This is a genomic window from Kordiimonas sp. (assembly GCF_965216265.1).
Taxonomy (GTDB): Bacteria; Pseudomonadota; Alphaproteobacteria; order Sphingomonadales; family Kordiimonadaceae; genus Kordiimonas.
Genome location: NZ_OZ244153.1, coordinates 2,377,614 through 2,404,033, shown reverse-complemented (window position 1 = coordinate 2,404,033; position 26,420 = coordinate 2,377,614). Strand labels below are relative to the sequence as shown.

General features: G+C 56.4%; 30 protein-coding genes. 10 read left to right on the top strand and 20 right to left on the bottom strand.

Annotated elements, in window-relative coordinates; translation table 11 throughout:
* The first annotated feature begins 47 nt into the window (after positions 1 to 47).
* The 3 genes from ACOOGA_RS11085 (at position 48) to ACOOGA_RS11075 (ending at position 3,429) form a co-directional block, all read left to right on the top strand.
* The gene (locus tag ACOOGA_RS11085; RefSeq protein WP_417459571.1) at positions 48 to 668 is read left to right on the top strand and encodes a MarC family protein; all 621 of its coding nucleotides are present in this window, start codon (positions 48 to 50) and stop codon (positions 666 to 668) included.
* 209 nt (positions 669 to 877) lie between these two features.
* Positions 878 to 2,560 (top strand): M28 family metallopeptidase, encoded by a 1,683-nt coding sequence (locus tag ACOOGA_RS11080; RefSeq protein ID WP_417459570.1) that lies wholly within the window; start codon positions 878 to 880, stop codon positions 2,558 to 2,560.
* A 137-nt stretch (positions 2,561 to 2,697) separates the two neighbouring features.
* Complete coding sequence (locus ACOOGA_RS11075) at positions 2,698 to 3,429, top strand: hypothetical protein (protein WP_417459569.1); 732 nt, start codon at positions 2,698 to 2,700, stop codon at positions 3,427 to 3,429.
* Here ACOOGA_RS11075 and ACOOGA_RS11070 read toward each other — a convergent pair.
* A complete protein-coding gene (locus ACOOGA_RS11070) occupies positions 3,426 to 4,367 on the bottom strand; it encodes an AEC family transporter (RefSeq protein ID WP_417459568.1) in 942 nt (313 codons plus the stop codon). The genes ACOOGA_RS11075 and ACOOGA_RS11070 overlap by 4 nt on opposite strands.
* 23 nt (positions 4,368 to 4,390) lie before the next feature.
* The gene (locus ACOOGA_RS11065; RefSeq protein WP_417459567.1) at positions 4,391 to 5,623 is read right to left on the bottom strand and encodes an argininosuccinate synthase; all 1,233 of its coding nucleotides are present in this window, start codon (positions 5,621 to 5,623) and stop codon (positions 4,391 to 4,393) included.
* A 222-nt stretch (positions 5,624 to 5,845) separates the two neighbouring features.
* Between ACOOGA_RS11065 and ACOOGA_RS11060 the strand changes: the two genes are divergently transcribed.
* Positions 5,846 to 6,616, top strand: a complete 771-nt coding sequence (locus ACOOGA_RS11060) for a MerR family transcriptional regulator (protein WP_417459566.1) — start codon at positions 5,846 to 5,848, stop codon at positions 6,614 to 6,616.
* 185 nt (positions 6,617 to 6,801) lie between these two features.
* Entirely contained in the window at positions 6,802 to 7,620 is an 819-nt protein-coding gene (locus ACOOGA_RS11055) for a flagellin (protein WP_417459565.1), read from the top strand.
* Positions 7,621 to 7,637: 17 nt separating this feature from the next.
* On the opposite strand, the gene rlmN is transcribed toward ACOOGA_RS11055, so the two are convergent.
* A complete protein-coding gene (gene rlmN, locus ACOOGA_RS11050; protein WP_417459564.1) occupies positions 7,638 to 8,855 on the bottom strand; it encodes a 23S rRNA (adenine(2503)-C(2))-methyltransferase RlmN in 1,218 nt (405 codons plus the stop codon).
* 194 nt (positions 8,856 to 9,049) lie between these two features.
* On the opposite strand from rlmN, the gene ACOOGA_RS11045 reads away from it, so the two are divergent.
* On the top strand, positions 9,050 to 9,802 hold the full coding sequence (locus ACOOGA_RS11045) for a carbon-nitrogen hydrolase family protein (RefSeq protein WP_417459563.1): 753 nt from the start codon (positions 9,050 to 9,052) through the stop codon (positions 9,800 to 9,802).
* A gap of 1 nt (position 9,803) precedes the next feature.
* On the opposite strand, the gene ACOOGA_RS11040 is transcribed toward ACOOGA_RS11045, so the two are convergent.
* The 5 genes from ACOOGA_RS11040 to ACOOGA_RS11020 are packed head-to-tail and all read right to left on the bottom strand — an operon-like array spanning position 9,804 to position 13,692.
* A complete protein-coding gene (locus ACOOGA_RS11040) occupies positions 9,804 to 10,334 on the bottom strand; it encodes a YybH family protein (protein ID WP_417459562.1) in 531 nt (176 codons plus the stop codon).
* Positions 10,335 to 10,385: 51 nt separating this feature from the next.
* Positions 10,386 to 11,216 (bottom strand): MBL fold metallo-hydrolase, encoded by an 831-nt coding sequence (locus ACOOGA_RS11035; protein ID WP_417459561.1) that lies wholly within the window; start codon positions 11,214 to 11,216, stop codon positions 10,386 to 10,388.
* 12 nt (positions 11,217 to 11,228) lie between these two features.
* Positions 11,229 to 11,753: an invasion associated locus B family protein gene (locus ACOOGA_RS11030; protein ID WP_417459560.1), complete on the bottom strand. Its 525-nt coding sequence runs from the start codon at positions 11,751 to 11,753 to the stop codon at positions 11,229 to 11,231.
* A 59-nt stretch (positions 11,754 to 11,812) separates the two neighbouring features.
* The gene (locus ACOOGA_RS11025) at positions 11,813 to 12,382 is read right to left on the bottom strand and encodes an RNA methyltransferase (protein WP_417459559.1); all 570 of its coding nucleotides are present in this window, start codon (positions 12,380 to 12,382) and stop codon (positions 11,813 to 11,815) included.
* 5 nt (positions 12,383 to 12,387) lie between these two features.
* Positions 12,388 to 13,692: an MFS transporter gene (locus tag ACOOGA_RS11020; protein WP_417459558.1), complete on the bottom strand. Its 1,305-nt coding sequence runs from the start codon at positions 13,690 to 13,692 to the stop codon at positions 12,388 to 12,390.
* Between the two features lie 112 nt (positions 13,693 to 13,804).
* Between ACOOGA_RS11020 and ACOOGA_RS11015 the strand changes: the two genes are divergently transcribed.
* On the top strand, positions 13,805 to 14,383 hold the full coding sequence (locus ACOOGA_RS11015) for a septation protein A (RefSeq protein ID WP_417459557.1): 579 nt from the start codon (positions 13,805 to 13,807) through the stop codon (positions 14,381 to 14,383).
* Here the strand turns inward: ACOOGA_RS11015 and ACOOGA_RS11010 are convergent.
* From ACOOGA_RS11010 to ccmA, 11 genes are all read right to left on the bottom strand, one after another.
* The gene (locus tag ACOOGA_RS11010) at positions 14,380 to 14,907 is read right to left on the bottom strand and encodes an NUDIX hydrolase (RefSeq protein WP_417459556.1); all 528 of its coding nucleotides are present in this window, start codon (positions 14,905 to 14,907) and stop codon (positions 14,380 to 14,382) included. The genes ACOOGA_RS11015 and ACOOGA_RS11010 overlap by 4 nt on opposite strands.
* Positions 14,908 to 14,983: 76 nt before the next feature.
* Positions 14,984 to 15,349, bottom strand: a complete 366-nt coding sequence (locus ACOOGA_RS11005) for a hypothetical protein (RefSeq protein WP_420428706.1) — start codon at positions 15,347 to 15,349, stop codon at positions 14,984 to 14,986.
* 115 nt (positions 15,350 to 15,464) lie between these two features.
* Positions 15,465 to 16,556 (bottom strand): c-type cytochrome biogenesis protein CcmI, encoded by a 1,092-nt coding sequence (gene ccmI / locus ACOOGA_RS11000; RefSeq protein WP_417459554.1) that lies wholly within the window; start codon positions 16,554 to 16,556, stop codon positions 15,465 to 15,467.
* Positions 16,553 to 17,017, bottom strand: a complete 465-nt coding sequence (locus tag ACOOGA_RS10995) for a cytochrome c-type biogenesis protein CcmH (protein ID WP_417459553.1) — start codon at positions 17,015 to 17,017, stop codon at positions 16,553 to 16,555. Before ACOOGA_RS10995 ends, ccmI begins: the two co-directional genes overlap by 4 nt.
* Positions 17,014 to 17,544: a DsbE family thiol:disulfide interchange protein gene (locus ACOOGA_RS10990; RefSeq protein WP_417459552.1), complete on the bottom strand. Its 531-nt coding sequence runs from the start codon at positions 17,542 to 17,544 to the stop codon at positions 17,014 to 17,016. The genes ACOOGA_RS10995 and ACOOGA_RS10990 overlap by 4 nt, the downstream gene beginning before the upstream one ends.
* Positions 17,545 to 17,547: 3 nt before the next feature.
* Positions 17,548 to 19,509: a heme lyase CcmF/NrfE family subunit gene (locus ACOOGA_RS10985; protein WP_417459551.1), complete on the bottom strand. Its 1,962-nt coding sequence runs from the start codon at positions 19,507 to 19,509 to the stop codon at positions 17,548 to 17,550.
* A complete protein-coding gene (ccmE, locus tag ACOOGA_RS10980; protein ID WP_417459550.1) occupies positions 19,506 to 19,988 on the bottom strand; it encodes a cytochrome c maturation protein CcmE in 483 nt (160 codons plus the stop codon). The genes ACOOGA_RS10985 and ccmE overlap by 4 nt, the downstream gene beginning before the upstream one ends.
* 1 nt (position 19,989) lies before the next feature.
* On the bottom strand, positions 19,990 to 20,151 hold the full coding sequence (gene ccmD, locus ACOOGA_RS10975; RefSeq protein WP_417459549.1) for a heme exporter protein CcmD: 162 nt from the start codon (positions 20,149 to 20,151) through the stop codon (positions 19,990 to 19,992).
* A 19-nt stretch (positions 20,152 to 20,170) separates the two neighbouring features.
* Positions 20,171 to 20,890, bottom strand: a complete 720-nt coding sequence (locus ACOOGA_RS10970; protein WP_417459548.1) for a heme ABC transporter permease — start codon at positions 20,888 to 20,890, stop codon at positions 20,171 to 20,173.
* 168 nt (positions 20,891 to 21,058) lie between these two features.
* A complete protein-coding gene (gene ccmB / locus ACOOGA_RS10965; protein WP_417460076.1) occupies positions 21,059 to 21,724 on the bottom strand; it encodes a heme exporter protein CcmB in 666 nt (221 codons plus the stop codon).
* A gap of 23 nt (positions 21,725 to 21,747) precedes the next feature.
* Positions 21,748 to 22,434, bottom strand: a complete 687-nt coding sequence (gene ccmA / locus ACOOGA_RS10960; protein WP_417459547.1) for a heme ABC exporter ATP-binding protein CcmA — start codon at positions 22,432 to 22,434, stop codon at positions 21,748 to 21,750.
* Positions 22,435 to 22,646: 212 nt separating this feature from the next.
* Between ccmA and ACOOGA_RS10955 the strand changes: the two genes are divergently transcribed.
* Positions 22,647 to 24,122, top strand: coding sequence for a phospholipase D-like domain-containing protein (locus ACOOGA_RS10955; RefSeq protein WP_417459546.1), 1,476 nt, complete (start codon positions 22,647 to 22,649; stop codon positions 24,120 to 24,122).
* A 292-nt stretch (positions 24,123 to 24,414) separates the two neighbouring features.
* Positions 24,415 to 24,708: a GIY-YIG nuclease family protein gene (locus ACOOGA_RS10950; protein ID WP_417459545.1), complete on the top strand. Its 294-nt coding sequence runs from the start codon at positions 24,415 to 24,417 to the stop codon at positions 24,706 to 24,708.
* A 117-nt stretch (positions 24,709 to 24,825) separates the two neighbouring features.
* On the opposite strand, the gene ACOOGA_RS10945 is transcribed toward ACOOGA_RS10950, so the two are convergent.
* Positions 24,826 to 25,344: a DUF962 domain-containing protein gene (locus tag ACOOGA_RS10945; protein ID WP_417459544.1), complete on the bottom strand. Its 519-nt coding sequence runs from the start codon at positions 25,342 to 25,344 to the stop codon at positions 24,826 to 24,828.
* Between the two features lie 142 nt (positions 25,345 to 25,486).
* On the opposite strand from ACOOGA_RS10945, the gene ACOOGA_RS10940 reads away from it, so the two are divergent.
* Positions 25,487 to 26,353, top strand: a complete 867-nt coding sequence (locus ACOOGA_RS10940; protein WP_417459543.1) for a crotonase/enoyl-CoA hydratase family protein — start codon at positions 25,487 to 25,489, stop codon at positions 26,351 to 26,353.
* Positions 26,354 to 26,420: the final 67 nt, after the last annotated feature.

The following is a 26,420-nucleotide window of genomic DNA, read 5'->3' as shown; positions in this document are numbered from 1 at the left end:
GGTTATCTGCTGCCTGCTGGTGGCGGGATCAAAAAGGGACACGACGCATGTATGAAGCCTTCATCGCCGCTTTTATCGCTCTTTTTGTGATTGTTGACCCCATCGGTATCGCGCCCGTTTTTGCGGGCCTTACCCAAAACGCCACCCGCCAGCATCAACGCTCCATGGCGATCAAAGGCACATTGATCGGCACGCTGATCCTGATTTTTTTCGCGCTTGTGGGCAAGCCGTTCCTCAACGCCCTTGGCATTTCCATGGACGGCCTTCGGGTCGCCGGGGGTATCATGCTGTTTATCATCGCGCTTGAAATGGTCTTTGAGAAACGCACCGAACGCAAGCAGGAATCCGCCGAAAAAATGGATGAATATTTCGAAGATGTTTCGGTGTTTCCGATCGCGCTACCGCTTCTGGCCGGGCCTGGTGCTATTGCAACCATCATGCTCACCATGACCTCTTATGAGCATGACTTCATGGCGCAGATGGCGGTGCTCGCCGCGCTTGTGCTGGTGATGATCATCACGCTGGTGGTCTTCTTCACTGCCGGTAAGGTGATGGACCTTCTGGGCCCAACCGTGAATGCGGTTTTGACCCGGCTTCTAGGCGTGATCCTCGCGGCACTCGCGGCACAATATGTGCTTGATGGTCTGAAGAATACTTTCCTCGGGTAAGTGCCACACTTGCGCCGCACATACGCCGCAAAAACCAGCACACTTTCCGCCACACTGCGCCGCATATACGCCACACCCTGCGCACCCAACCGCTCGGGCAAAACGACTAGTCGCAAAGCCTTTGGGCAAGCGTTGACAGCGGCCTCCCAAGCCTGCACTGTCGCGGCAATCAACTTGGGGACAAAACCAATCAGGGTTAGGAAAAATCAATGAAAAAACTGGTAACCGTCGCCGGTCTGATGCTTGCGCTAGGCGCCTGTGAAGACAAGGCAACCACCACCACTGAAACCGCCGGAACCGCAGAAAGCACCGCTTCTGCGCCATATGAAATGAACGCTGATGCGCTCGCGGATCATGTCAAAACACTCGCCTCTGACGAGTTTGGCGGTCGTGCTCCGGGCTCGCCGGGGGAAGAATTGACCGTGCGCTATCTGGAAGCCGCCTTCAAAGAGGCTGGGCTTAAAGGTGCCAATGGCGGCAGCTTCATCCAGGAAGTGCCACTAGTGTCCATTGAGACACAGGGCACACCCGCCATGCAGATCACTGGTGGCGTCGGGGAAAACCTTGACCTTGCCTACCGTGCCGATCAGGTAACCTGGACCCGGCGCGAGCAAAATGACACCGAAGTCCATGAAAGCGACGTGGTGTTTGTAGGCTACGGCATCAACGCGCCTGAGCGCGGCTGGAACGACTATGAAGGCGTTGACGTTAAAGGGAAAACGGTTGTTATCCTTGTAAACGACCCGGGCTTTTCCACCCAGGACCCCGCGCTTTTTGAAGGCAACACCATGACCTACTATGGTCGCTGGGATTATAAGTTTGATGAAGCAGCGCGCCAAGGTGCTGCCGCCGCGCTGATTATTCATGATACCAAACCTGCGGCCTACGGCTGGGGCACAGTAGACAGCAGCTGGACAGGCCCTCAGTTCGGCATGGTCCGCGATGACAAAGGCGCCTCGCTTTCTGAACTTGAAGGCTGGATCACCACGGAAAGCGCGGACAGGCTGTTCGCAAAAGCCGGCCTTGACCGCGCGGCACTCAGCAGCGCTGCCACCGCGCCGGGCTTTAAAGCTGTACCCATGGACCTCAAGTTCTCTGGCGGGTTCCGCAGTGAAATCAACCACGTACAGTCTCGTAACGTGGCAGGTGTTCTGGAGGGCAGCGAACGCCCGGATGAGTATTTCATCTATATGGCGCACTGGGACCATATCGGCACCGACCCGACCGTTGAGGGTGACGGCATCTATAATGGCGCGCTTGATAACGCAACCGGCACAGGTGGTCTTGTTGAACTTGCCCGCGCTTACACAAGCGCAGAGAACCCACCAAAACGTTCCGTGTTGTTCCTCGCTGTCACCGCTGAAGAGCAAGGCTTGCTGGGCTCAGCCTATTATGCAGCCAACCCGCTGGTACCGCTTGAAAGGACTGTCGGCGGCATCAACATGGACGGCTTAAACTATTATGGCCCAACCCATGACGTGACCGTTGTCGGCCTCGGAAACTCGGAACTGGACGATTACCTCAAAACAGCCGCGAACAACCGCAGCCGTGTGCTGGTGGCAGATCAGGAGCCGGAGAAAGGCTACTTCTACCGCTCAGACCATTTTGAGCTCTCCAAACGTGGTGTGCCAATGCTCTACCCAAATTCAGGCTATGATCATATCGAGAAGGGTCGGGCTTATGTGGAAGGTTTGGTCGCCGAGTACCTCGCGAACCGCTACCACCAACCGGCTGACGAATATCAGGATAGCTGGGACTTGAACGGCGCCATCAAGGACCTCGAGCTTTATTATGCGACCGGCCGCCTGATTATCGATAGCGATGTATGGCCTAACTGGCGTGAAGGCAGCGAATTTAAAGCCCTTCGTGATGAGCAGCGCAGCGGCCAATAACACACGTCGCCTGCACCATTGGAAAGAACGAGAAGGACGGTCATTGGCCGTCCTTTTTTTCATAAACGAAAAGACGAGTTTCGATACCTTGTTCACACGCCTATGCTCGACCGAGGGTATATAGGAAGGGACACACAATGAAACGCCATGCTTTTGCTGCCGCCGCCATGCTGCTCGCAGCTGGCTTTACGCCAACCAGCGCAACCGACCACGGCTGGAACAAGGGGCTGGACCTAGATAATGCAGACCTCAGCACGTTCCGCCTCGTCCTGATGAATGAGGGTGCAGAAGCAGGGGACATGACCTATGGCTGGCACAAGATGGGCGAGCAGTATGTAATCGAAGATCGTACCACCATGGAGCCCAACATTGTGGAGACCGCCAAAGCCGTGGTGGACGGCACCACTCTCCTACCCCGCAGCGTGGCTATCAGTTTAGTCATGGGCGAAAGCTTTATGAATGTGGACTTAGGCTGGAACGACCTGAACCGCCAAGGCAAATTTACCAGCAAACGCGCTGGCAGTGAAGAAACCGTGCGTGAGGTTGATCTGATTGAGGACAACCCCGCGCCGCTCCGACTTGCCGTTGTTGGTTTTGTCGCTGCGATGCCGCTTGATGTAGGGTTTGAGAATAGCTTTGATTGGTTCAACACCCTGGCGAACAGGACCGAGACAGTCAAAATTAGCGTTACCGGGACACAGGAAGTGGAAACCCCTGCCGGGAATTTTGACACCTATGTGGTGGAGATTAGCGGCGGGACGCCAGAAAACATCGTTTATGTCACCAAAACAAAGCCTCGCCGTATTGTACGTATCGATGTGGTTGGAAGGCCCTTACATTTTTTACTGGCCGCAAACCAGCCTAACTAAAAGCCAAAAGCGTGTAGCGCCACAAGCGTCAGCGATAGTGTGAGCGCAGACCCCGCCGTTGATATCAGCACGGTCGTTGCCGCCCGCCGCGACCCCACGCCGTGTTGAGTGGCAAAACTATAAGCCACCATACCAGAGGGCAGCGCCGCCATCAGGGTGGCACTGCCAACCCACACTGGCGGCAGCCCAATAGCAAAATGGCAAACAACAAACACCAGCGCAGGCAGCAGCAACAGCTTGAGCACGGTTGCCATCGCAGCCTGCACAATATCGCCCGCGATCTCAACGCGAGAGAGCGCAAGCCCGGCAGCAAACAATCCAACAGGAGCAGCAGCCCCGGCCGGTAGCGCCGTCAGGCGGTCGAGCCACATGGGAAATGGCAAGCCAAGCGCCGACCAGGTAAGGCCTGTGATCAGGGCAATTATGATCGGGTTCTGGCGAATACTCATGAAGGTGCGCGCCAGAATGCCAGGGCCTTCTGTGTTGTTTTTCGCGCGCTCGACAATGATGGTGGTGACCGGCAACAGCGTGAGTGAATGAAAGCTAAGAAGCAGCAAGAGAAGCCGCACACCCTCGGCCCCGTAAGCTCCTTCGAGAATGGGGATGCCAATAAAACCGCCATTGGCGAAACAGGCAGAAAGGGCAAAAATACCCTGTTCTGCCATCGTCAGCCGGAACAGATATTTCGCCACCAGTACTGCAAGCGCATAGAGCACATAGAGGGAGCTATAATAAGCCCCCACAAGCACAAGCTCGTCTGCATGCGGCAGGTCGCGCGCCGCAATAGAGCGAAACAAAAGTGCAGGGATAGCAATATACCAGACAAAAGCGATGAGGATTGCGCTGGAGCCTTCCGGGAAAAGCCGGGTACGGCCAAGACCGTACCCAAGCATGATCAGCAGGAAGACCGGTGCGATAATGGTCAGTATCTCAGCCACAAACCCTCATCTCTCAGAAAGCCTTATTCGTAGGCAGGTGGTTCCGGCACCTTGCCGCGGCGCTTGAGCAGTTGCAGCCTCAGCGCATTCAACTTGATAAAGCCCTGTGCGTCGCGCTGGTCATAAACGCTATCCGCCTCAAAGGTCACATGCTCCATGGAATAAAGGCTTTTCGGGCTCTTGCGGCCAACCACATGAACACCGCCCTTATAAAGCATCAGGCGCACGGTGCCCTCCACATGCTCCTGGCTCTTGTCGATCAGGGCTTGCATCATTTCCCGCTCGGGTGAGAACCAGAAACCGTTATAAATCAGCTCCGCATACTTGGGCATGATCTCGTCCTTGAGGTGCATGGCACCGCGGTCGAGTGTGATCTGCTCAATACCCCGGTGTGCGGATAGCAGGATGGTACCGCCCGGCGTTTCATAAATGCCGCGCGATTTCATGCCCACAAAGCGGTTCTCGAGAAGGTCAAGTCGGCCAATACCATGCTTTTTACCGTAATCGTTCAAGGCTGTCAGCAGCGTAGCGGGGCTCATTGCCACGCCGTTGATGCCAACCGCGTCCCCGCGCTTGAACTCAACCTCAATATATTCTGGTGTGTCCGGCGCCGTAAGCGGGTCATCGGTACGGGCGTAGACATATTCTTCCGCCGCGACCCATGGGTCCTCCAGCGCTTTACCTTCACTTGAGGTGTGCAACAGGTTTGCGTCCACGCTGAACGGGGCTTCGCCGCGTTTGTCTTTTGGCACAGGAATTTGGTGTTGCTCTGCAAAGTTCAGAAGATCCGTGCGGCTATGCAGGTCCCACTCCCGCCAAGGTGCAATCACCTTGATGTCAGGGTTGAGTGCATAATAGCCAAGCTCAAACCGAACCTGATCATTACCCTTCCCGGTGGCACCATGGCAAACCGCATCGGCACCCACTTCCCGGGCGATCTCAATCTGCCTCTTGGAAATCAATGGCCGCGCGATGGATGTACCCAGGAGGTACATGCCCTCATAAACCGTATTGGCACGGAACATGGGGAAGACGTAGTTTTCAACAAAGTCTTCGCGCAGGTCTTCAATGTAAATCTCTTTGATACCGAGCATTTCCGCTTTTCGTCGTGCCGGTTCAAGCTCCTCGCCCTGGCCGAGGTCTGCGGTGAAAGTCACCACTTCGCAACCATAAGTGACCTGCAGCCACTTGAGGATGATGGAGGTATCAAGCCCGCCTGAATAGGCAAGCACAACTTTTTTAACTTGATCCGACATAAGGAAACTCCGGTAATGCGTTAGCGCAGGCGAGTATAAGAGGGCGAGGCGTGCGGTCAATCGCTTTGGCGTTGTTATTTTTTATGGGCTTAGCGCAGAAAAACTAATTTAGCCATGCCTGAAACACTGGCTGAAGCACTGCTCGGAAAATAATTTGGAAAAAGGCCTTGCCCCTGACGTTACGTCAGGCCCCAGAGACAGGGTGTTGGACAAGGAGATGGTATGCAGACCTTATCTATTGGTGAATTGGCAAAACGCTCAGGCGTAAGTGAACGAGCCCTCCGCTTTTATGAAACGAAGGGGCTGATGAAACCCGTGAGGACCGAGGCACGACAGCGAGCCTATCGCTACAGCGATATTCTACGCCTGCAGCAGATCCAACTGCTTAAGAAGGCGGGTTTCACACTTCGGGATATTCAGGCCATGACCAAAGGGTCTACGCTAAATGCCACGCAGATCCTGCAGGTTCAGGAGGCCATGCTGAGAACGGAAGCCGAGCGCATCCGCACCGCTCATGAAGCGGTCAGCGCGGCCCTTGAGCGGTTGCAAGACGATAGCAACGTCTCCTTGTCCACACTTTGTCATATCATCAAAATGGGAGAACATGCTGTGAGCGAGGAAAAGTGGAAAAAAGTGTGGAACAAATTCTACACAGAGGAAGAACAGAAACGTTGGCGCGCAGCAAAAGACGCTGTGCCCGATGAGATTGTAAAAGCACATGAAGCTGCGTGGCCAGCCTTGATTGCCAGAACCGAAGCGCTGGTCGCGAGGGGCGCAGACCCCGCAAGCGAAGAAGCCCTCACCGTAGTGCAGGAATGGAACAAGATGACACAGGCCATCTATGACATTGACCCCAAACTTGCAGGCAGCGCCGCCAAGTTATACGATAATTTGGATGACTGGCCAGCCGATGGCCCTGAAGCTCCTTTCTCGCCGGAGGTCTGGCGTTTCATAAAAAAGGCCGAGATTGCCCTTAAAAAATCGGAAGCCTGAGGCCCACGCAGCACCAGGTCCTGTCGGTCTGGTGCTGTCCTCAAGGGAGTCTCAACCTACCGCTGACTATAGGCTAAAAGTGCATATTCTTTATTTCAACAGTTAGTGGTACATTGCTTGGATACATCACTCAAAAGGAGTGACCGCGCAAAATGCGTGGACTAGGAAAGCTAGAGTAACTGGCAATGCTGAGCGTGAACACAAATGCGGGTGCCCTTTCAGCCCTTCGCAATCTTGAAGCCAACCACAAATGGCTTCAGACGCTGCAGGAACGCATTGCTACCGGCTATAAAGTCGGCTCCATCAAAGATGACGCAGCAACATATTCGATCGCCCAGCGTATGCGCGGCGATCTTGCTGGCCTGAGCGCAACCATCAAAAGCATCGATACCGCAACGGTAGCCGTTGACGTCGCCGTAGTGGCAACAGAAAGCGTGTCTGACCTGCTGATCGAGATGAAAGGCAAGATGGCCTCGCTGTTGAATGCGCAGAAAAACGGTGACGAGAGTGCAGCCAATGCATACACCCGCGACCTTGATGCGTACCGTGAGCAGATCAAAACCATCATCTCAAGCGCAAACTTCAATGGCACCAACCTGATCGACCAGGGCAGTGACATCATCAGCGCGCTCGCGAATTCAGACGGCTCAGAAACGCTGGATTTTGACCACCAGAACCTGTCCTTTGGCGGCGCGCTTATCACGCTTACGGACGATTCTGATTACACGATGGAGGAGCTTGAGAACTCGATCAAGAACGTCAATACCGCGCTTTCGCACTTTGGCACCGCATCTCGCAGGCTTGAGATCCAGAAGGAATTTACCAACAAGCTGCATAATGTGATCGAGGAAGGCATCGGCCGTTTGGTGGACGCGGACCTTGCGCGCACCGCCGCAGACCTGCAAGCCGCCCAGATCAAGGAACAGCTTGGCATCCTCGCCCTCAACATCGCCAACAGGGAACCACAGACCCTGCTGGCACTGTTTGGTGGTGGTCGCGGTTAAGCAGCGACTCGGTCCCGTCAAGTAAGGCCTGTAGAGGTATGGTGTGGTTTAGTGACGACCATCGCGTCTGCCGCCATAGCGGCTTCCCGCTCCAGCTGAGCTTTCGATTTTTTCTCAGACGCTGATTTAAGCTGGCCGCACGCCGCCATGATATCCCGCCCCCGTGGGGTGCGGATGGGCGCAGAGATACCACCTTCATAAACGAGGTCGGAAAAGCGCTGGATCTGGTCCCACTCGGAACACTCATACGCTGTACCCGGCCATGGGTTGAACGGAATGAGGTTTACCTTTGCGGGTAGCTTGTATTTGCGGATAAGGCGCACAAGCTCGCGGGCGTCCGCGTCGCTATCGTTCACGCCCTTCAGCATGGCATACTCAAAAGTGATACGCCGCGCATTGTGCGCACCGGGATAGTTCGCACACGCCTTTAGCACTTCATCGAGGCCGTATTTTTTGTTGATCGGCATGATCTCGCTACGCACTTCATCGCGCACCGCATGCAGGCTCACCGCCAGGTTCACGCCAATTTCGTGCCCACAGCGTTCCATGTGTGGCACCACACCGGAGGTGGACAGCGTGATACGGCGACGGGAAAGCTGGATACCCTCTTCATCCATCACGATCTCAAGCGCTTTTTTCACATTGTCGAAGTTATAAAGCGGCTCACCCATGCCCATCATCACGATGTTGGTCACGCGCCGTCCGACGGTCGGGTTCTCCCATTCGCCAAGGTCGTCGCGCGCGATCATCATCTGCGCCACAATTTCTGCCGCCGTCAGGTTCCGCACAAGGCGCATGGTACCCGTATGGCAAAACTTGCAGTTAAGCGTACAGCCAACCTGGCTTGAAATACAAAGCGTGCCGCGGTCTTCCTCGGGGATATAAACCGTCTCAGCCTCGTTACCGTCCGCAAAGCGGATGAGGTACTTGCGCGTACCGTCGTTTGAATATTGTGCTTCCACAATCTCGGGGCGCTCAATGATGAAATGCTCTGCGAGCTTTGCCCGCACGTCTTTTGAGACATTGCTCATATCATCAAACGAGGTAACACCTCGGTGGTAGACCCAGTGCCAAACCTGGCTCGAGCGCATTTTCACCTGCTTTTCGGGCACGCCAATCTCGGCAATAGCGGCTTTAAGCTCGGCCCGATCAAGACCAAGGATATTCAGCTTGCCAGCGGGGGCGTCAACGCGTGGGGAAACGATCGGCTCGTGGCCGTTCGGGGTAATCTGCATCTTTATACTCCTGCCTTTTGCCGTTTGCAGCTCGGCGCCAGGGCGTTTCGGGCAACCACGGCGTTCCACCACGGTGCGGGTTAATATGGCGCGGCTTATACGCCCCTCACGCCAAGTTGTAAAGAAGGGTGATTGACCCTAAAGGTGCGCCTTCATATGGTTTGCACAGATGCTTTTGCTCAGGATTTTCAGCCATGCCCATACCTTATGGATACACCATCGCCGCCGCACAATATGCTGCAAAGCGCGGGGATATAAGCGCCAACCTCAATACCCATATGCGCATGACAGAGCTTGCTGCAGGCGCGGGCGTGGATTTTCTGGTGTTTCCGGAACTTTCCGTCACCGGCTATGAGATGGATCTGGCGAAAGAGCTGCAAACCACGCCGGATGACCCAATGTTCCACCCGCTCCAGAGCCTGGCTGCCCAGCATAATATGCGCGTGATGGTTGGCATGCCGCTCAAGGCGTCCTCTGGGAAACCCTATCTGGGCTCGGTTATTCTTGGTGGCGCTGAGCCTGAAGCCTACCACAAGGTACATGTGCATGATAGCGAAGCACCCTACTTCCAGCCCGACGACAAGGTGGGGCTAGTTGAACATAAAGACGTAAAGCTCGGCCTCGCCATCTGCGCCGATCTCAATCATCCGAGCCACATAGCGCGCGTCGCTGAAAGCGGGGCGGATCTCTATGCCGCCAGCGCGCTGATAACCGAGACAGGGTATAACCGCGAAGCCAAGATGCTGGAAGGGTATGCGCGCGACCACAAGATGGCCGTAATGCTCTCGAACTACGCCACCAAAAGCGGTGATTACATCCCACCGGGCGGCAGTGCGATCTGGGCACCGGGCGGTAAGCAGGTTGCGGTAATCGACGACACGCGAGAGGCCATTGTTTACGCAACAAACGCAGAAGCCGGTTGGGTCGGAAAAATACTGACTCTATAGGTTACTTCGTTAGCGGATTATAAGACCAGGTCACGCTGGCAATCCGCCAATCGCCATCAATCTTGAACATATTCCACACTTCAAAGCCGTAGTTGGTCGGCGTGCCGTCGGTTACAAAATCATAGTCGAAATGCACGAGGGCAAAGGTGCCATCCTGCTTGATCTCCACGTTATAGAAGCGCTCTTCATTGTCCTGATCTTCAGTGATCATGAAACCGAGCGTGATGTTCGCCTGTTGGGACGGATGACTTCTCATGAAGTCAGCGTCACGCTCTCGCACCATATCGATCACATCCTGCGTGGGCGGGGAGATGAAGAGAATATCTTCGTGCATGAAAAGCGACTTAAGGAGCTCTTTGTCTTTATCGCGGATCGCACGTTGGAAATCCGAGATCACCTTCTCTATCGCGGCCTTGTCCTCGGCCGTTTTTTTATAAACGCCAACATATGACGGATGCTCGTCCTCTGCCCAAACTGGCGCGACAACCATAAGCATGCAGCCAACAGTCAATAATGAAATCAATCGTGTCATGTGTCCCCCCTCTTGTTGTGTCAGGACAACACATACCGTGCATTCATACAACTAGTTAGCACTAAAGCTTTCACACGCCATCTCACCCAGCACCTTGCGGGAATTGGGCCACTGGTCGTGTACGTGCTTTATCAGCATGTCAAAACCGCCGTATTCCTGCATCCAGCGCTCTTCCATGGGCGCAAAATGCATGGGCACCATAGTGCCAACCTGCCACGCGCTCAGGATCGCTTCGTTCTGCTCAGCGTTATTCAGGCCGTACCAGAAAGGCATAAGCATCACATCGGCTTCGGTTTGCCTGAGCCCTGCCCGGGTAAGGCTTTCCTTGTCAGCAGCGATATCGCCGGTGTGGAAAATGCGCACACCGTCAAGCGACACCCGGTAGCCGATATTTTGCGGGCCACCCTCGCCGTGGCTTACTCGGTAGGCCTCCACCGTCACATCACCAAACTGGTTGGTAACCGGCCCTGCGTCCCAATCTGGCAGCACAACATGCACCCTCGCGGCCTCGTCTTCCGTTAGGTGGTTGAGCATTTCAAACGCTTCGGGTGGCATAACATAGTGCACACGCTTGTTGCCCCTGAGGTGCTTCAAAGTACCAACGGGGTCAAAATGGTCATTATGGTTGTGGCTGACAAGCGCGAGCGTCACATGCTCAAACGCACCGCGGCCATGGATCATATCGTCCACCAGTCCCCTGCTCGGCATCGCATAATCACCGTCATAGGTATCAACAAGCCGCGCCGCATCAAAAAGCACAGCGCTCATGCGGCCTTCAGCCAGAAAGCCCGAGTTCGCGATATGGCATAGCTTCACCCCCTCAGCCGACGCGCTCGCGGGACTTAAAGCCATTACACCCGCAACAAAGGCGCGCTTCAGCATTTCCATCCCCTGTTACCGGCAGGCTTTTGAAATGGCATTATAAGCCGCTGTAAAGCCGGAGAGCGAATAGGTATCAGTTGTGTCGGTGCCGCGCTGGCTGGTGGCTTTCACAATCAGGTTTACCCCCGCCTTCATGGCGCTTACGGCCGCAGCATCTTCCTTCGGGTCATACGCCCAGGCGCCCGGCCCTTCGGTGAAGAACTGGAACTGATGCCTGCCATCGATTGAGATATTGGCTTCGCTGCCCCGGCGGATCGGGTAACCCACCACAGCGTTAACCTCACCCGTGACCCCAAACGCAGGCCGGTGGGTGACCGTCATATAAATCTGGCCGCGTGTTGCATTGCGCTTGCTGGCCACGCTCTTTTTCGGGCTGGAGATGATGTAGCAGGTTTTTCCGCCACTACCGTCTGTGCCGGTCATGGCGTCCCAATCCCTATAACTGCCGAGCAGCCTCGGTTTTCCCTGAGCTTCGGCGCTTGCACTCAAAACACAGGATGCTGCCAACACACTGATGAGCAAAAAAGAAAGTCGCATACGGTCCTCGTTTTTGTCCCTTTGGGCTATAGAAGCCCCCTTTTCGCATTACCTTGCGATTACTCGGTCTCGCCGCGCCGCGCACGGCGCTCCAGTCGGCTAAAGCGGCCACCGTGTACATGCGCCGCCTTCTCAATAGGCGCTTGCCCCGCCATAACGGGTCGTTCCGCATATCCACCCAAAACCCTTAACCTGTCATACATGACTATAGCACCGGCTGTCGCCACGTTAAGACTGAACTTTGTCGGGATTTTGATCACATGGGCGCATCTGGCGATCATCTCGTCGCTCAGGCTTACCCGTTCCGCCCCCAGCACATACACCGCGCGGGTTGGGTGGCGAAAGCTTGGCAGGTCCACGGCGTCATCCGTGATCTCAACACCCACCAGTTGGCAGCCTTGCGGCACGTCCACCTCTGCCGCACTCTCATAATTATAAAACGGGATCTGAGTGTGGGTTTTACTGGTGTCTGCAAAATCCGCCGTGACAACCTCGCCTGAGTGCGCCACCACACGCGGGTTAACCGCAAACGCAAAAGATGCACCAAAGGCGTGGGCTGTGCGGATCAGGTTCCCCATATTGCCTTCTTTGGAGGCTCCATCAATGCCAACACCAAAATACCCACGCATACGCCCTACTCTCCCGCCGCTTTTGGCTCAGTGCTTCCTGTAATTTCCTTTGCTTTAGCATAAGGATGCGCCGCTGCCAAAAGACAGGAGACCACAAGGACGCCGGACGCAATCATCAGCGACAGTTCCAAATTCCATTCAAAGGCAAAACCAGCGATGATGCTGGCGATTGGCAACAACCCCACGGACATGAACATCAGGATGCTCATCACCCGGCCGAGCAGCTTTTCGGGCGTTGCTTTCTGCAAGAAAGTGGTGAAATGCACCCAGATATAACTATCGCCGCAGCCCGCAATGAAAAACACCAGCATCGCCCACCAATAGGGTGGGTACAGCACGATGAGGCCGATGGTGGCACCTGAGAAAGTAAAAATGAGGAACATCACCCGCACGACATTCTCTGGCCTGGGCCACTTGAGCATACCGCCTGCAATCGCACCCAGAAGTGCACCACTGCCATAAGCTGCGATTTCGAGCCCATAGACATAAGCGCCTTCTTCAAAGCGCAGGTCCGCAAGCGCGGGCAGCCCGATAAAGATGGGTGCCTGAAAAAACATCTCCAGAATGGCGATACCAATAAAACCCAGCCGAACAGACGGGTTTGCCCACACCCACTTTATGGCCTGCATAATGGCTGATGCCATGGACTGACCAGCCTCACCTTCGTCCTTCTCATAGGTTCTGGCCCGAACGAACAGAAGCGTGAGGTATGAAAACGCAAAGGTCAGCCCGTCGAGGAAGAAGGCCCGCGCGATGCCCAAGCGGTCCTCATTAAAACTGCCACCCGCTTCCTGTGGCGCGTGGCTCACCGTCGTGGCTTCGCCCGCGATAACCACGCCAGCAATCACCGGGCCAATAATAACCCCCAGCCACATGCTGGTTTGCACAAGCGAGTTACCTGTTTGCAGGTCTTCGCCCTTCACAAGGCTCGGCACCATGGATGTTGTCGCCGGATAGAAGAAAGCGTCCGCGAGACCAAAGGCAATAGCCATGGCAAACACAACTTCAATGGTCACGGAATCGATATAAAGGAGATATGACAGCGCCATCACAAGGATAAGCCGCAGAAGGTTCGTCCATAACATCACAGAACGGGGATTCGTGCGGTCAACAAGGGCACCGCCCCAAAGCATCAGCGCCGCACGCGGCAAGCCCTGCGCCGCAAATACCAGCCCCATCAAAAGCTCACTTCCGGTAAGTTGCAACACCAGCCACGGGAAGGCCAGCATGCTCACATGATCTCCGATCACAGAGACAAATTGGCCAAGCCAGTAGAAGAGAAAGTTGCGATCCTTGAGAAGGTGCAGCATAACAGGTTTCCGATAATGTAGTTTCGGTAGGGCCGCCATCTAGCCACGGCATATCTTATGCAGCAAGTGCGGAAAGGCCGGAAACCCTACCAGTAAAGGTTTTGTGACCACAATGGCTGATAAAAAAGCAACATCCCCTCTGGTGAAACTCGCCATCGACTTTGGCCCCTTGATTGTGTTTTTCGCCAGCTTCAAACTTGGGGATATCTACCTCGCCACCGGCACCTTCATGGTGGCCAGTGTTATCGCCATGATCGCCTCCCGCGTGATCACAGGCAGCGTTGCGCCCATGCTCAAGGTCACTTTTGTGATCGTCATGGTGATGGGCGGCTTAACTCTTTACCTGCAAGACGAAACCTTCGTGAAAATGAAGCTTACCGTCGTCAACGGCCTGATCGCCGCCGTGCTCCTGTTCGGGCTCATGACCGGGCGGCTTTATATCAAGATGGTGATGGAACTGGCGTTCGAGATGGACGACGAAGGCTGGCGTAAATTTACCCGCAATTATGTCGCGTTTCTGGTGGTGATGGCCGTGGTGAACGAGCTGATCTGGCGCACGCAGAGCACAGACTTCTGGGTGAACTTCAAAACCTTCGGCTATATGGGCGCGACCTTTGTCTTCATCATGGCGCAAATGCCGATGATGATGAAATATATGCCTGACGAGGATGAGAAGGGCGGCGACGTTTAGGGCTTAGGGTTGGTGAAGGGCGCGAAATTGGTTTGCCCTTCCACCTGCCGGTAGTGCCCCAGCACCCAGTGCACGCTTGGGAATGCAAGATCATCCCACGGTATTTCATCCCATGCGAACAAGCCAACCTCAAGGCTCTCCGACCCCGGTGAAAATTCCGGGCTCTCGAGCGTTGCGCGGTACATCATATGCACTTGGCTGATATGCGTGACGGAATAGACCGCCAACAGGTCTGTGATACGAATGCGGGCCGTTGCTTCCTCATAGGTTTCGCGTATGGCGCCTTCTTCCGGCGTTTCGCCCAGCTCCATAAAACCTGCCGGAATGGTCCATCGGCCTTTCTGCGGGTATATGGCGCGTTTGCACAAAAGGATCTTGCCGTCGTGCTCAACAACGGCGCCCGCTATAATGCGCGGGTTTTCATAGTGAATGAAGCCACAGCTTTTGCAGACAAGCCGCTCGCGCTCGTCGCCTTCTGGAACCTTGCGGTGAAAATGATCGGGGATGCCGGGTGCGTTTGCCATGAGCTAAACCTAGCGCACGCGCTAAAAACGTCCAGCCAATAGTGGCTGCACGCACTGTCATCGAAGGCCTTATAGGCTAAACCCGAATATCGACAATTTGCCCAAGCGGGATATTACGCCCGCTTGATGCTTGCTGAGAGGTCCGCCCGATCGGAGCTTCACGGTTGTTGGCATTCAGCTGATTGACACGTTCTTCCGCTGCGACAAGCTCTCTTGAATTTGAGAGATCATTGCTGCGGCTTGACCGCTGCGCCGGTGCCTGCCGGTTTGCTTCACTACGCTCACCAATGCGCTCATCGACACGCTTTGAGACAACATCCTGCGGACGCTGCGCCTGATCTTCACTTGCGCGTGCTGTGCGCCGGGCAGTATCCGACTGTAGCTGCGCTTGCAACTGTGCACGGAGACCTGAAGCATTTGAGTTGATTTCAACCATCGCCAAGGATCACTGAACTATACATTCTGGCTTTTTAAGCGCTGGGTTGAGGCCGACGAGTTCTTCGGGCCTGTTGATCGGGTTCAGTATGGCATAATAATATGCAATCCTCACCAGAGTCTTAAAGATCGGGGTTAGCCCTCACATTGTCAAGAAACGCTTTCAATGTGGGCTTGTCAGCCTCGTCCACCAGGGCAATACCACGTTCAAGCGCCGCAATCGCGCTTTCCCGGTCCCCCATTGAGAGCTGCGAGCGGGCCAGCATCATCCAGCCGTCTACATCGCCCGGGTTTGCTTCAAGCCGCGCCGCCAGCCGTTCAATCATTTGTTTGATGAAGGCTTCCCGGTCCTCATCGCTCATGGCCGCGACTGCCGCCATTTCCTCGTCACTAATCGACGGCAGTTTTTCACCAAGTACTGTCAGTCGTTCGCGCAACGGTGCCATCCACGGCGCGTCAGCCGGTGAGCGGTCCGCAAGTGCGAGCCACACTGCTCGCGCCTTGTCCTCGTCGTCTGCCTGGAAGTAAGCAAGGCCCATATAATATTGTCCTGCCGGGTGGTTTGGTTCATCGCTCATCAACCGCGCGAGCACAAGCCGGGCCGCTGGCGTAATCTGCCCGTCTGCCATGCCCATCATGGCCTCCAGCTGCTGCACCCGCCATTTTGGCTCCTTGGGTTCAAGCCGCGCAAGCTCTGCAAACGCATTGGCAGCAAGGGAATAGTCACGAATGGCCCGAGCGGATTTTGCCAACACATCCCAACCGCGCACATCATCGGGCGCATCTTCCAGATGGCTCTCGATCGCGCGCAAGGCTTCACCGTAGGTAGGCCCACCTTCTTCGACCAGCATCTGGCGATTATTGGCAATAAACCCGGGTTTCGCGGGCAAATCTGGCCGCCCCATGACAAAATAGATCGTGGCGGATATCAAAAACACAAACGCCGCGTATGGTATAACGGCTCGCATACCACCGTCCGTCACCGCCTGCGGGCCGCCTTCTTTTGACCGGCGCAACAGACGGCGCTCAATCTCCACCTTCGCGGCAGCGGCATCCTTGTCGTCAATCAAACCGCGTGCCTGATCTGCCTCCAGCTCGCCAAGCTGTGCTTTGAAATGCCCGACCGAATCGATACCCGTCGCACCTGATTGTGGCTTGCGGAACAGAAGCGCCACGGCACCTATGAGCAACACACCAAGGAGAAGCCAGATCATTGCTCGCGCTCCTTCTCGTCTAACACGGCCTGCAGTTCAGCCTGCTCCTGAGCGCTCAAGGGTTTAGGCCCTGCTTTGGGGCTACGGCGGCGGAGAATCAGATAGGCCACAATAAGGAGGAAAAAGAACGGGGAACCCCAAAGAAAATAGGTTTCCGGCTTCACCGGTGGCTCCAACAGTACCCAATCTCCGTACCGGTCGACCAGATAGGCACGCACATTATCAGGCGTATCACCAAGGGCGATGCGTTCCCGCACGACCTGCCTGAGATCCCGCGCGAGGTCAGCGTTCGAATCCTCAATCGACTGGTTCTGGCACACGAGACATCTGATCTCTTTCATCAGTTCCCGCGCCACCGCTTCCTTGGCCGGGTCTTCAAGCGGGCTGTCGTCCACCGCCACGGCAAACGCCGCGAAGGACATCAGGAGAAATGCGAGTATGGCACCAAAAATGCGGGTCATCTGGCCTCCTCCAGCGCGGGAAGGATGGCTTTTTCAAGCCCGTCCCCAACCACAGGGCCCCAGTGCCGGTAGGTAATGATGCCGTCCGCATCCACCACAAAGGTTTCCGGCACGCCGGTCACACCAAAATCAATGGCGAGCCTGCCGTTGCGGTCCAGCGCCGTGCGCGAAAACGGGTTCCCCAATTCATCAAGAAACTCCAGCGCATCCGCATGTCTGTCCTTATAGGCAACACCCACAATGGTCACACCGTGCTCTTGCGCCAATTTCATCAGGTTTTCATGTTCTGCCCGGCAAGGCACGCACCAGCTGGCGAAAAAGTTCACCAGCACAGGCTCCTCGCGATTGAAATAGGCGTTCGTCAGATCAGCTTCCTCTTCCAGCAGGCCCGGCAGAGTAAACTCCGGCACAGGCTTGCCGATCAGCACGCTCTTGATCTCGTTCGGGTTACGGCCTTCAAGCGTCATCATTCGAAGGAACACACCAACAAGCACAAGCACGATTATAAGAGGTAAAAAGCGCTGCATATCCTAACCCTCTGCTTTCACGACCTTGGGCGCACCGATACGGAGGCGCCTGTCGCTCAAGGACAGAATACCGCCCACCATCATCATGATAGCGCCCAGCCAAAGGCCAGAGATAAAGGGTTTGAAATACAGCCGGACCGACCAGCGCCCCCGGCCCGCCGCTTCACCGATAACGGCATACAGGTCACCACGAATGAGCGGGTAGATCGACGCCTCCGTCGTGTTCATCACGGGGTTGGTATAAACGCGGTCTTCCGGCATCAGGGTCGTCAGCGCTTCGCCGTTTTTGCTCACGTCAAAAAAGCCACGCACAGCCGTAAAGTTGGGGCCAGCAACAGGGGCAACACCCTCAAAGGTGAAATCATACCCAGCCACCGTCGTGGTTTCCCCCGGTGCCATAACGATCAGGTGTTCTTCAGTCCATGCTTCTGAGATCGTGATACCAAACAAAATCACCGCAAGGCCCGCATGCGCCAGGCTCATGCCCCAGGACGCGCGCGGCAGCTTAATAAGCCGCGCCCATGCGTTGCCCGGCTTTTTAAACAGCTGGATACGTTCCGCAATTTCCAAAAGCACACTGGCAAGCAGCCAGATGGCAAGCCCAAGGCCGAAGGCAGTCATCACAACACCGCCCGCAGCTTGCCATAGAATAACAAGCGCACCCACCAGCGCCACGATAAGCGCAGGCAACGCAATCTGTGCCGCACGGGAAAGCCGGCCCCGTTTCCACGCAAGCAAAGGGCCAATGCCAAGAGCAACAATAAGCGGGCTCATCAGTACTGCGGCGGCATACTCAAAAAACGGCGGGCCAACACTCAGTTGCCCGGCGCCAAGTGCTTCCACAAACAGCGGATAGAGCGTGCCCACAAGCACAACGGCGGCGAAAGTGGACAAGAGCACATTATTGAGCACCAGCGCGCTTTCCCGGCTGACAAGGCCAAAAAGCCCGCCCGGTGTAAGCTTTGGCGCCCGCAAGGCATAAAGGGTCATCGAGCCACCGATCACAACAGCAAGGAAAGCGAGGATAAACACACCGCGCGCCGGGTCGCTCGCAAACGCATGCACGCTGGTGATCACGCCTGAGCGCACAAGGAAGGTGCCAAGAAGCGAGAAGGAAAATGCCACAATCGCCAGCAAGATGGTCCAGCTTTTCAGCGCGTCGCGTTTTTCCACCACAATCGCGCTATGCAGCAGCGCTGTTGCCGCAAGCCACGGCATAAAGGCAGCGTTCTCAACCGGATCCCAGAACCACCAGCCACCCCAGCCAAGCTCATAATAGGCCCACCAAGACCCAAGCGCGAGGCCACCGGTGAGGAACATCCACGCCGTCAGCGTCCACGGCCGTACCCAGCGCGCCCACAGGGGCGTTACCTCGCCCTCAATAAGCGCGGCCACCGCGAATGAGAAAACCACAGAGAGGCCCACATAACCGAGGTATAGCATGGGTGGGTGGAACGCGAGGCCGGGGTCCTGCAAAAGCGGGTTCAGGCCGTTGCCTTCCAGCGGGGCCGGATCAAGCCGGGTGAAAGGATTACTGGTGAAAATCACAAACAGCAGGAAGCCTAGCACCAGCGCGCTTTGCACCGCCAAAACGCGGGAGCGAAAGCGAAACGGCAAACGCTTGCCCTTGACCGAAACGGCGGTACCGAACAGCGTGAGCACCAGCACCCAGAACATGAGGCTGCCTTCGTGGTTGCCCCATACGCCTGAGATTTTATAGAGCAGCGGCTTCGCGCTGTGGGAGTGGGCCGCAACCGCGTAGACTGAGAAATCAGAGTTCAGGAAACTATAGGTCAGCGCCGCATAAGCCACCACGGCCATTATGAACTGACCAACAACCGCGTTATCTGCCAAGCCAATCAAACGCGCATTGCCGCGGGCGAGGCCAAGGTGTGGCACCACGGCACCAAGAAGCGCAAACGCCAGCGCAATCATCAGCGCAAAATGGCCAAGTTCTGCGATCATCGGCCGGTTTCCGCCTCATAATCGCTCAAGCCTTCAGGGTGCGTGCAGGCCTCCGCGTTTTTGGGCATGGTGCCCGGCGGGGCGTAGTTTTCATCATGTTTGGCAAGCACCGTATCGGCAATGAACACACCGTCTGCAGTGAGCGCACCTTCCGTCACCACGCCTTGGCCTTCGCGGAACAGGTCTGGCAGCAGGCCCCTGAAACGAACAGGGATGTCTGCGGCGCAATCCGTCACCGTGAACCGGTAGGTGAGATCATCACTTTCACGGCCGAAAGACCCCATGGCCACAAGCCCGCCAAGACGGAAGCGTTTGCCTGCAACTATTTGTTTTTGCTGCACATCGCTAGGCTGAAGGAACAGGCTGAGGCTGTCACCACCAAGCGCGAATATCACCAGCAGGATTGCACCCGCGATGGCTGAAACCGCGAGGGACGCGACCACCAGCCGCTGTTTTTTTCGTGTTTTCAAACCTGCCATTTTACTTGCTCTTTTGCCGCTTTGGGCGCTGGCGCTCAACATCCCGCAGGGCCGCCTTGTGGGCGCGCAGGCTTAAAAAGGCGAGCCCGGCCAACGCCAGAAAGGTGACCCCGTAAGCGGACCATATGAAGATAGCATGTTTGCCCATATCAAGTGTGTCCACCCAAAAACCCTGCCTTTTCCTACGCTTGCACGACTGCAGCGCGCAGTACTGATAGCTTGCGCCGGTTAATTTCCAGTTTCATCCGATAGAGAAACACCACAATAAAATACGCCTTGAAGGCAAGAGCGATGGTGAAGAGAGGCCACAGCATCGCGGCGTCAATCGTTGGGCCACCCATGCGCATCACACTTGCGGGCTGATGCAGCGTGTTCCACCAATCCACCGAAAACTTGATGATCGGGATATTCACCACACCCACGAGCGCGAGGATAGACGCTGCCCGCCCCCCCTTGTCTTCTTCATCCATCGAACGCCAGATCGCCATATAACCGAGATAGAGGAAAAACAGCACCAGAACCGAGGTTAACCGCCCGTCCCACACCCAGTAAGTGCCCCACATAGGCTTGCCCCACAGCATGCCGGTGATAAGCGCAAGCGCTGTGAAAGTCGCACCAATCGGCGCTGCGGCCTTACCGGCCAAAAGCGCGAGCGGATGGCGCCACACAAGGGCTGTGAAGCTCGCCGCTGCCACCACCATATAGCTGAACATGGCCATCCAGGCGGCAGGAACATGCACATACATGATGCGTACACTCTGGCCTTGCTGATAGTCTTCAGGGCTCGCAAAAAGCGCCAGATAAAGGCCGTAAGCAAACGCCAGCACCATCACGATTTTCGCGATGGGCAGGATCTTGTCTGCCAGGCGGTTAAACTGGGCTGGATTGGCGAATCTATGCATGGCCCTTACCTATCCCGAACCGGGCCGGGCGGCAAGTGCGACGTGATGCCTCAGATGGGCGCTATCACCCCCGAATTTACGCCACACTTTGGCAAAATGTGTGCGCGTTTCTGCGGCGTATGTGTGGCGTGAGTGTGCGCGTTTTTGTGGCATGGGTGTGGCGCGCCTCTACTCGAGCGAAAGCCGGAGCGCAGCAGCCGACGCCACCGGCCCGATAATGAGCGAAACAAGCGTCACCGCCCCCAGAAAAGCAAGGTGCGGATATGGGTCTGTCATGCCCGCCGCCGCATCAATCGCACCAACGCCAAAAATCAGCGTCGGCACATAAAGCGGCAGCACGAGAAGCGACATCAGCACCCCGCCCCGGCGCACGGAAACCGTCAGCGCCGCACCAACACTGCCAATCAAGCTAAGCGCAGGTGTGCCGATAAGAAGCGACAGCACCAGCATGCCAAACGCGTCCACAGATAAGTTCATCAGCATGCCAAGAACGGGGGAAAGCAGCACCAGCGGCAGCACGGTGGCCACCCAGTGCGCGAGAATTTTTGCCGCCGCCACCCCAAAAAGCCCGAGCGGCGAAAGCGCGAGGTCTTCAAGGCTGCCGTCTTCAAAATCAGCCTGATACAGCCGATCGAGCGACAACAGGGTCGCGAGCAGCGCCACCACCCAGATCACCCCGGCGGCAATACGCGCCAGCACTTGCGGCTCCGGCCCCACCCCGAAAGGGAACAGCGTCACGGCGATGAGGAAAAAGCTGAGCGCCATGGTGCCGGTCCCGCCCTGCGACCATGCGAGCCGGATATCCCGCGCGCAAACACTTTTGAAGATGCCCATCAGGCCCGCACTCATGCCGCCGCTCATGCCCACATCTCCTCATCCACAGAGATTTTGGGTTGATAGTCTTTGAGGTTCAGCTCTGTCCCCAAAACCGCAATCGGGTCATGGGTCGCGGCAACAATCATGCCGCCACGGCCAAGGTGCCCCGCCATCAGGCGCTCAAGCGCCTCGCGGTTTGCACTATCAAGCCCAACGGTAGGCTCATCCATCAGCCAAAGCGGGCGGTGCACCAGCGTAAAGCGCATCAGGCTGGCGCGGTGTTTTTGCCCGCTTGAGAAAAACCGCGCGGGCTGGTCCAGAAGCCGGGTGAGGTCAAACACTGCTGCAGCCTCATGGGCTGCATCATCGCTCAGGCTCCTGCCGGTCATCAGCTTTACATAGTATTCTGCGTGTTCCCGAAGCGTCAGCACGGGTTTGAGTGCATTCTCATGGCCCGCGTATATCACCGCCTCTTCCGCGGCGGCGCTGCCCGGCCGCCAAACACTCTCACCAAACTTCAAGGTGCCTGCGCATGCTGGCGTCAGCCCGGCAATCAGCCGCAACAGAGTTGATTTCCCGGTGCCGTTCGGCCCGCGCAAGTAAAGCAGCCCGCCACTTTCTAGGCTGAAGGAAAGCCCTTCAAACACGCGCCTGCCACCCCGCGTACACGCGAGGTTTAACCCCATGAGGGCTTTCTTGTCATAATCCGGGCTATGGGCATCAGTCATGGCGGCAACGCTAGCCAATCGCCTGAGATAGCTCAAGAAAAACCGGTGGGCTGGCCAAAGCCGCGACACTATGAACCAGCGTAAAAACAGGCGCGAGGATCAGTGCGCTGCTTCTCAATGCCACATACATGCCCTATATATATGCTTAAGGTTGTTAACAGCACGATTGAGTTCACACTAGAATTCAAAATTGAGTTCACACAGGTGCCCGCATGGGCCCTTGGGGGAATATGGACCTGAACGGCACCATATGGCCTGATGGCCTTTTGATCGCGGGCTTTGTATTTCTGGCGCAAATCTACGCCAGCGTGCATGTGCTCAGAACCCGCGATGATGTGCGCGCCGCCGTCGCCTGGATCGGGCTTTTGTGGCTCGCGCCCGTTTTTGGCCTCATCTTCTATATGCTGTTTGGCGTGAACCGTATCGAGCGGCAAGCCAAACGCGCCCGCGCCCGCCGCGGCCTGCCCGCTCGCCGGGACATGATCAGCGATCCTGACGGCCCTTCAATGCTGGATGCAAACCCCGATACACCGCACCGCTGGCAGGCGCACGCGCGCCTCGCGGGTCGGGTAACGGGCCTTCCCATCACGCTGGGTAACCGCATCACCCCGCTTGAAGGCGGCCGCAAGGCGTATGACGCCATGGTGGACGCCATCGACAAGGCCGAGCATACAGTTGCACTCACCACCTATATCTTTCAGGCCGACCAGGCCGGCAGGCGCTTTATTGCAGCCCTTGTGCGGGCGCATGAGCGCGGGGTCAAGGTGCGGGTGCTGGTGGATGCGGTTGGCAACCTTTATGGGCTCAAACCGGTTTCAAACCTGCTCCGGCGCAAGGGCATCAAGGTCGCCACCTTCAACCCGGCCCGGCTTTCATGGCGGCTGGCGTTTTTCAACCTGCGCACCCACCGCAAGCTTCTGGTGGTGGACGGCTTCAAGGGTTTTGCGGGTGGCATGAACATTCGCAAACATCACCTGGAGCGGGAGGACGGCACCCCTCGCGTGCGCGACACCCATTTCGCGCTTGAGGGGCCGATTGTGACCCAGATGATGGACGCCTTCACTGACGACTGGGCCTTCTCTGCCAAGGAAGAGCTGGACGAAGACACATGGCTGCCCACCGTGGGCGCCACCGGCCCCGGCGTGATCGCGCGTGCCGTACCCGACGGGCCGGATGAGCCGCGCCAGCGCTCCGCCATGATCATGGAATCGGCGCTCACGAGCGCGCGGAACCGCGTGCGTATCATCACGCCCTATTTCATTCCGGAGCAGGCGCTGATTGTGGGCCTCAAGCAAGCAGCCCTCAGGGGCGTGCAGGTGGATATCATTGTGCCCGCAAAAAACAACCTGCCGTTTTTCATGCTCACGGCGCTGTCGGGCGCGCGGCAACTGGTGGAAGCAGGCTGTCACCTCTACCTTTCACCACCACCGTTTGACCATACCAAGCTGATGATTGTGGATGAAGACTGGGTGTTTTTCGGCTCCTCGAACTGGGACGCACGCTCCCTGAAGCTGAACTTTGAATTTAACCTTGAGTGTTATGACGCTGGTTTCGCCCGCACCATGACCGATTGGGTGAAGGACCGCACAGACGCGGCGTTAGAGATGACGCGCGAGGACTTCCGCACCCGCCCGCGCCTGCACCGCGCCATAGGCCGCCTGCTGTGGCTCACCAGCCCTTATTTGTGAAATAGCCAAGCCAATTGATGTCGGTGACTGGACTCCCGCCTTCGCGGGAGTGACAATGTTCTCAATCGGCCCCCACGCTTCAACCAGATGGGCGGCTTAACATGTATGGCTGAAAAGCCTGAGAACCCATCATTCCCACACACCCAAGACCGCACCTTTAAGTTTCGTCATTTCCGCCCCTGTTCGTCATTCCCGCCCCTGTTAGTCATTCCCGCCCCTGTTAGTCATTCCCGCGAAGGCGGGAATCCAGAATTTCGTTGATTTCAAGCTAAGTTTTACTCACGCTCACCACATGCAGAAGTCAGGTTTTGTCTATATTCTGGCATCGGAAAAGAACGGTACGCTCTACATTGGTGTGACGTCCGACCTTGTCCGGCGCATCTATGAGCACAGAACAGACGCCGCGTCAGGTTTCACCAAACGATACGGTGTTAAAATGCTGGTTCATTTCGAACAGTTTAAGGCCATGCCTGCCGCGATAACGCGGGAAAAGCAGCTCAAGAAATGGAACAGGGCCTGGAAACTATGGCTTATTGAAGAAGAAAACCCCGATTGGTTCGACCTCTTTGATAAAATCGCTTCATAGCCAGCCCCACTGTAACCACTGATCTGGACTCCCGCCTTCGCGGGAGTGACGACCTACTGTGCATTACTGGTAGTGCCTATTGAATTGGTCATCCGCAAAAGCAGAAATCCAAAAAACCTACCCCTCTTTCGGCAGGTATTTGGGCATGCGGTCCTTGATCTCGGCCTTGAGCCCTTCCTCCAGCCCCAGCATGAAAAGCACCTCGGCGATGAGGAAGGAGGGGGCCATGAAAATCTGCAAGAGGTTATCAAACAGCGCCGGTTTGCGGCCTTCATATTTGTGGCCCCAGAACTGGATGATCCAACCGATGATGAAAAGGGCGAGGAAAGCCTTGAGCGGCACACCATCTCCCATCGCGGCAATCATGGCGGCGGCATACATCAGCGCGCCGTATAGAAGCACCGCAATGGTGCCCACCAGCGGCGCGGCGATAATGTAAAACAGCAGCAGCACACCCATGAGGATATTGGCCAGCGTGAAGGTGCCCGCCTCCAGTGTGATCACCGGCACGGTTGAGGCGATGATCAGCACGGAAAACACAATCATCGGCACGCCAACATGGTGCGTTGCCTGATTGCGGCCATCCCTGTGGTAAGCCGAATACATGGCCATCTGCTCATAAAACCAGTTTTTCATGGGTTTTCCCTCCCGATACGTGCCCTGAGAATTAAAGTGGACTGACGAGTCTTTAAAATCAAGCCGTGAAAAGCTGCGCCCGCGCTTTCCCGCATGGCGTTTGGGCCTATCTAACGCGGGAAGGCATCAAGGGAGACCCACCATGGCAGTTTATGAGACCATCACACTCACACGGGAAGGCAGTGCCGCGATCCTGACGCTGAACCGGCCGGATAATATGAATGCTTTCACCCCCACCATGGCGCGGGAGCTGGAAGCGGTGTGCGATGTGGTGGATACGGATGACAGCATCCGCGCACTTATTGTCACCGGTGCCGGGCGTGCGTTTTGTGCGGGCATGGACCTCTCCGCCAGCGGTAACGTATTTGGCCTTGATGAAAGCGTTGACCCGGCCTCACCGGAGATGGAGCGCAACCGCGACACCGGTGGGCGTGTTGTGCTGAGGCTTTTCCGGCTCAAGAAACCGGTGATTGGCGCCATTAACGGTGCCAGCGTTGGTGTGGGCACCACCATGCAACTGCCGATGGATGTGCGCATTGCCTCCCCTTACGCCAAATTTGGCTTTGTGTTCGCTGAGCGCGGCATCACGCTTGAAAGTTGTGCCAGCTGGTTTTTGCCGCGCCTTGTGGGGGTTGCGCAGGCGCTGGATTGGTCCCTTTCGGGCCGGGTGTTCAAAGCGGAAGAGGCGCTGAAGGGCGGATTGATAAGCGAAATAGTTGAGCCAGACAATTTGATGAGCCGCGCGCTTGAAATTGCCGCAAGCTACACGGCAAACACCAGCCCCATGTCGGTGGCGCTTAACCGGCAGCTTATCTGGCGCATGATGGGGGCGAGCCACCCGATGGAAGCGCACAGAGCAGAGAGCCGCACCATGCTGCATACCTCCATGCATGACGGGCGGGAGGGTGTGCAAAGCTTCCTTGAAAAACGCGCACCCGCGTTTAAGGATCTGGTCTCAAACGGCCCGGTGCCAGGCTTTGACTGGGACGCAGAACCCCCGTTCAAGTAAGGCCACAAGTAAGCCACAGCCCTGCCATGGCCTTTTCTGTTGCGGGCCTTATGCCCGCAGCGCTATG

Excerpts from the sequence above, each read along its gene's own strand:
- ACOOGA_RS11085 (WP_417459571.1), top strand. The coding sequence starts at position 48 with ATGTATGAAGCCTTCATCGCCGCTTTTATCGCTCTTTTTGTGATTGTT.
- ACOOGA_RS11080 (WP_417459570.1), top strand. The coding sequence starts at position 878 with ATGAAAAAACTGGTAACCGTCGCCGGTCTGATGCTTGCGCTAGGCGCC.
- ACOOGA_RS11075 (WP_417459569.1), top strand. The coding sequence starts at position 2,698 with ATGAAACGCCATGCTTTTGCTGCCGCCGCCATGCTGCTCGCAGCTGGC.
- ACOOGA_RS11065 (WP_417459567.1), bottom strand. The coding sequence starts at position 5,623 with ATGTCGGATCAAGTTAAAAAAGTTGTGCTTGCCTATTCAGGCGGGCTT.
- ACOOGA_RS11060 (WP_417459566.1), top strand. The coding sequence starts at position 5,846 with ATGCAGACCTTATCTATTGGTGAATTGGCAAAACGCTCAGGCGTAAGT.
- ACOOGA_RS11055 (WP_417459565.1), top strand. The coding sequence starts at position 6,802 with ATGCTGAGCGTGAACACAAATGCGGGTGCCCTTTCAGCCCTTCGCAAT.
- rlmN (WP_417459564.1), bottom strand. The coding sequence starts at position 8,855 with ATGCAGATTACCCCGAACGGCCACGAGCCGATCGTTTCCCCACGCGTT.
- ACOOGA_RS11045 (WP_417459563.1), top strand. The coding sequence starts at position 9,050 with ATGCCCATACCTTATGGATACACCATCGCCGCCGCACAATATGCTGCA.
- ACOOGA_RS11040 (WP_417459562.1), bottom strand. The coding sequence starts at position 10,334 with ATGACACGATTGATTTCATTATTGACTGTTGGCTGCATGCTTATGGTT.
- ACOOGA_RS11035 (WP_417459561.1), bottom strand. The coding sequence starts at position 11,216 with ATGCTGAAGCGCGCCTTTGTTGCGGGTGTAATGGCTTTAAGTCCCGCG.
- ACOOGA_RS11030 (WP_417459560.1), bottom strand. The coding sequence starts at position 11,753 with ATGCGACTTTCTTTTTTGCTCATCAGTGTGTTGGCAGCATCCTGTGTT.
- ACOOGA_RS11025 (WP_417459559.1), bottom strand. The coding sequence starts at position 12,382 with ATGCGTGGGTATTTTGGTGTTGGCATTGATGGAGCCTCCAAAGAAGGC.
- ACOOGA_RS11020 (WP_417459558.1), bottom strand. The coding sequence starts at position 13,692 with ATGCTGCACCTTCTCAAGGATCGCAACTTTCTCTTCTACTGGCTTGGC.
- ACOOGA_RS11015 (WP_417459557.1), top strand. The coding sequence starts at position 13,805 with ATGGCTGATAAAAAAGCAACATCCCCTCTGGTGAAACTCGCCATCGAC.
- ACOOGA_RS11010 (WP_417459556.1), bottom strand. The coding sequence starts at position 14,907 with ATGGCAAACGCACCCGGCATCCCCGATCATTTTCACCGCAAGGTTCCA.
- ccmI (WP_417459554.1), bottom strand. The coding sequence starts at position 16,556 with ATGATCTGGCTTCTCCTTGGTGTGTTGCTCATAGGTGCCGTGGCGCTT.
- ACOOGA_RS10995 (WP_417459553.1), bottom strand. The coding sequence starts at position 17,017 with ATGACCCGCATTTTTGGTGCCATACTCGCATTTCTCCTGATGTCCTTC.
- ACOOGA_RS10990 (WP_417459552.1), bottom strand. The coding sequence starts at position 17,544 with ATGCAGCGCTTTTTACCTCTTATAATCGTGCTTGTGCTTGTTGGTGTG.
- ACOOGA_RS10985 (WP_417459551.1), bottom strand. The coding sequence starts at position 19,509 with ATGATCGCAGAACTTGGCCATTTTGCGCTGATGATTGCGCTGGCGTTT.
- ccmE (WP_417459550.1), bottom strand. The coding sequence starts at position 19,988 with ATGGCAGGTTTGAAAACACGAAAAAAACAGCGGCTGGTGGTCGCGTCC.
- ACOOGA_RS10970 (WP_417459548.1), bottom strand. The coding sequence starts at position 20,890 with ATGCATAGATTCGCCAATCCAGCCCAGTTTAACCGCCTGGCAGACAAG.
- ccmB (WP_417460076.1), bottom strand. The coding sequence starts at position 21,724 with ATGGGCATCTTCAAAAGTGTTTGCGCGCGGGATATCCGGCTCGCATGG.
- ccmA (WP_417459547.1), bottom strand. The coding sequence starts at position 22,434 with ATGACTGATGCCCATAGCCCGGATTATGACAAGAAAGCCCTCATGGGG.
- ACOOGA_RS10955 (WP_417459546.1), top strand. The coding sequence starts at position 22,647 with ATGGGCCCTTGGGGGAATATGGACCTGAACGGCACCATATGGCCTGAT.
- ACOOGA_RS10950 (WP_417459545.1), top strand. The coding sequence starts at position 24,415 with ATGCAGAAGTCAGGTTTTGTCTATATTCTGGCATCGGAAAAGAACGGT.
- ACOOGA_RS10945 (WP_417459544.1), bottom strand. The coding sequence starts at position 25,344 with ATGAAAAACTGGTTTTATGAGCAGATGGCCATGTATTCGGCTTACCAC.
- ACOOGA_RS10940 (WP_417459543.1), top strand. The coding sequence starts at position 25,487 with ATGGCAGTTTATGAGACCATCACACTCACACGGGAAGGCAGTGCCGCG.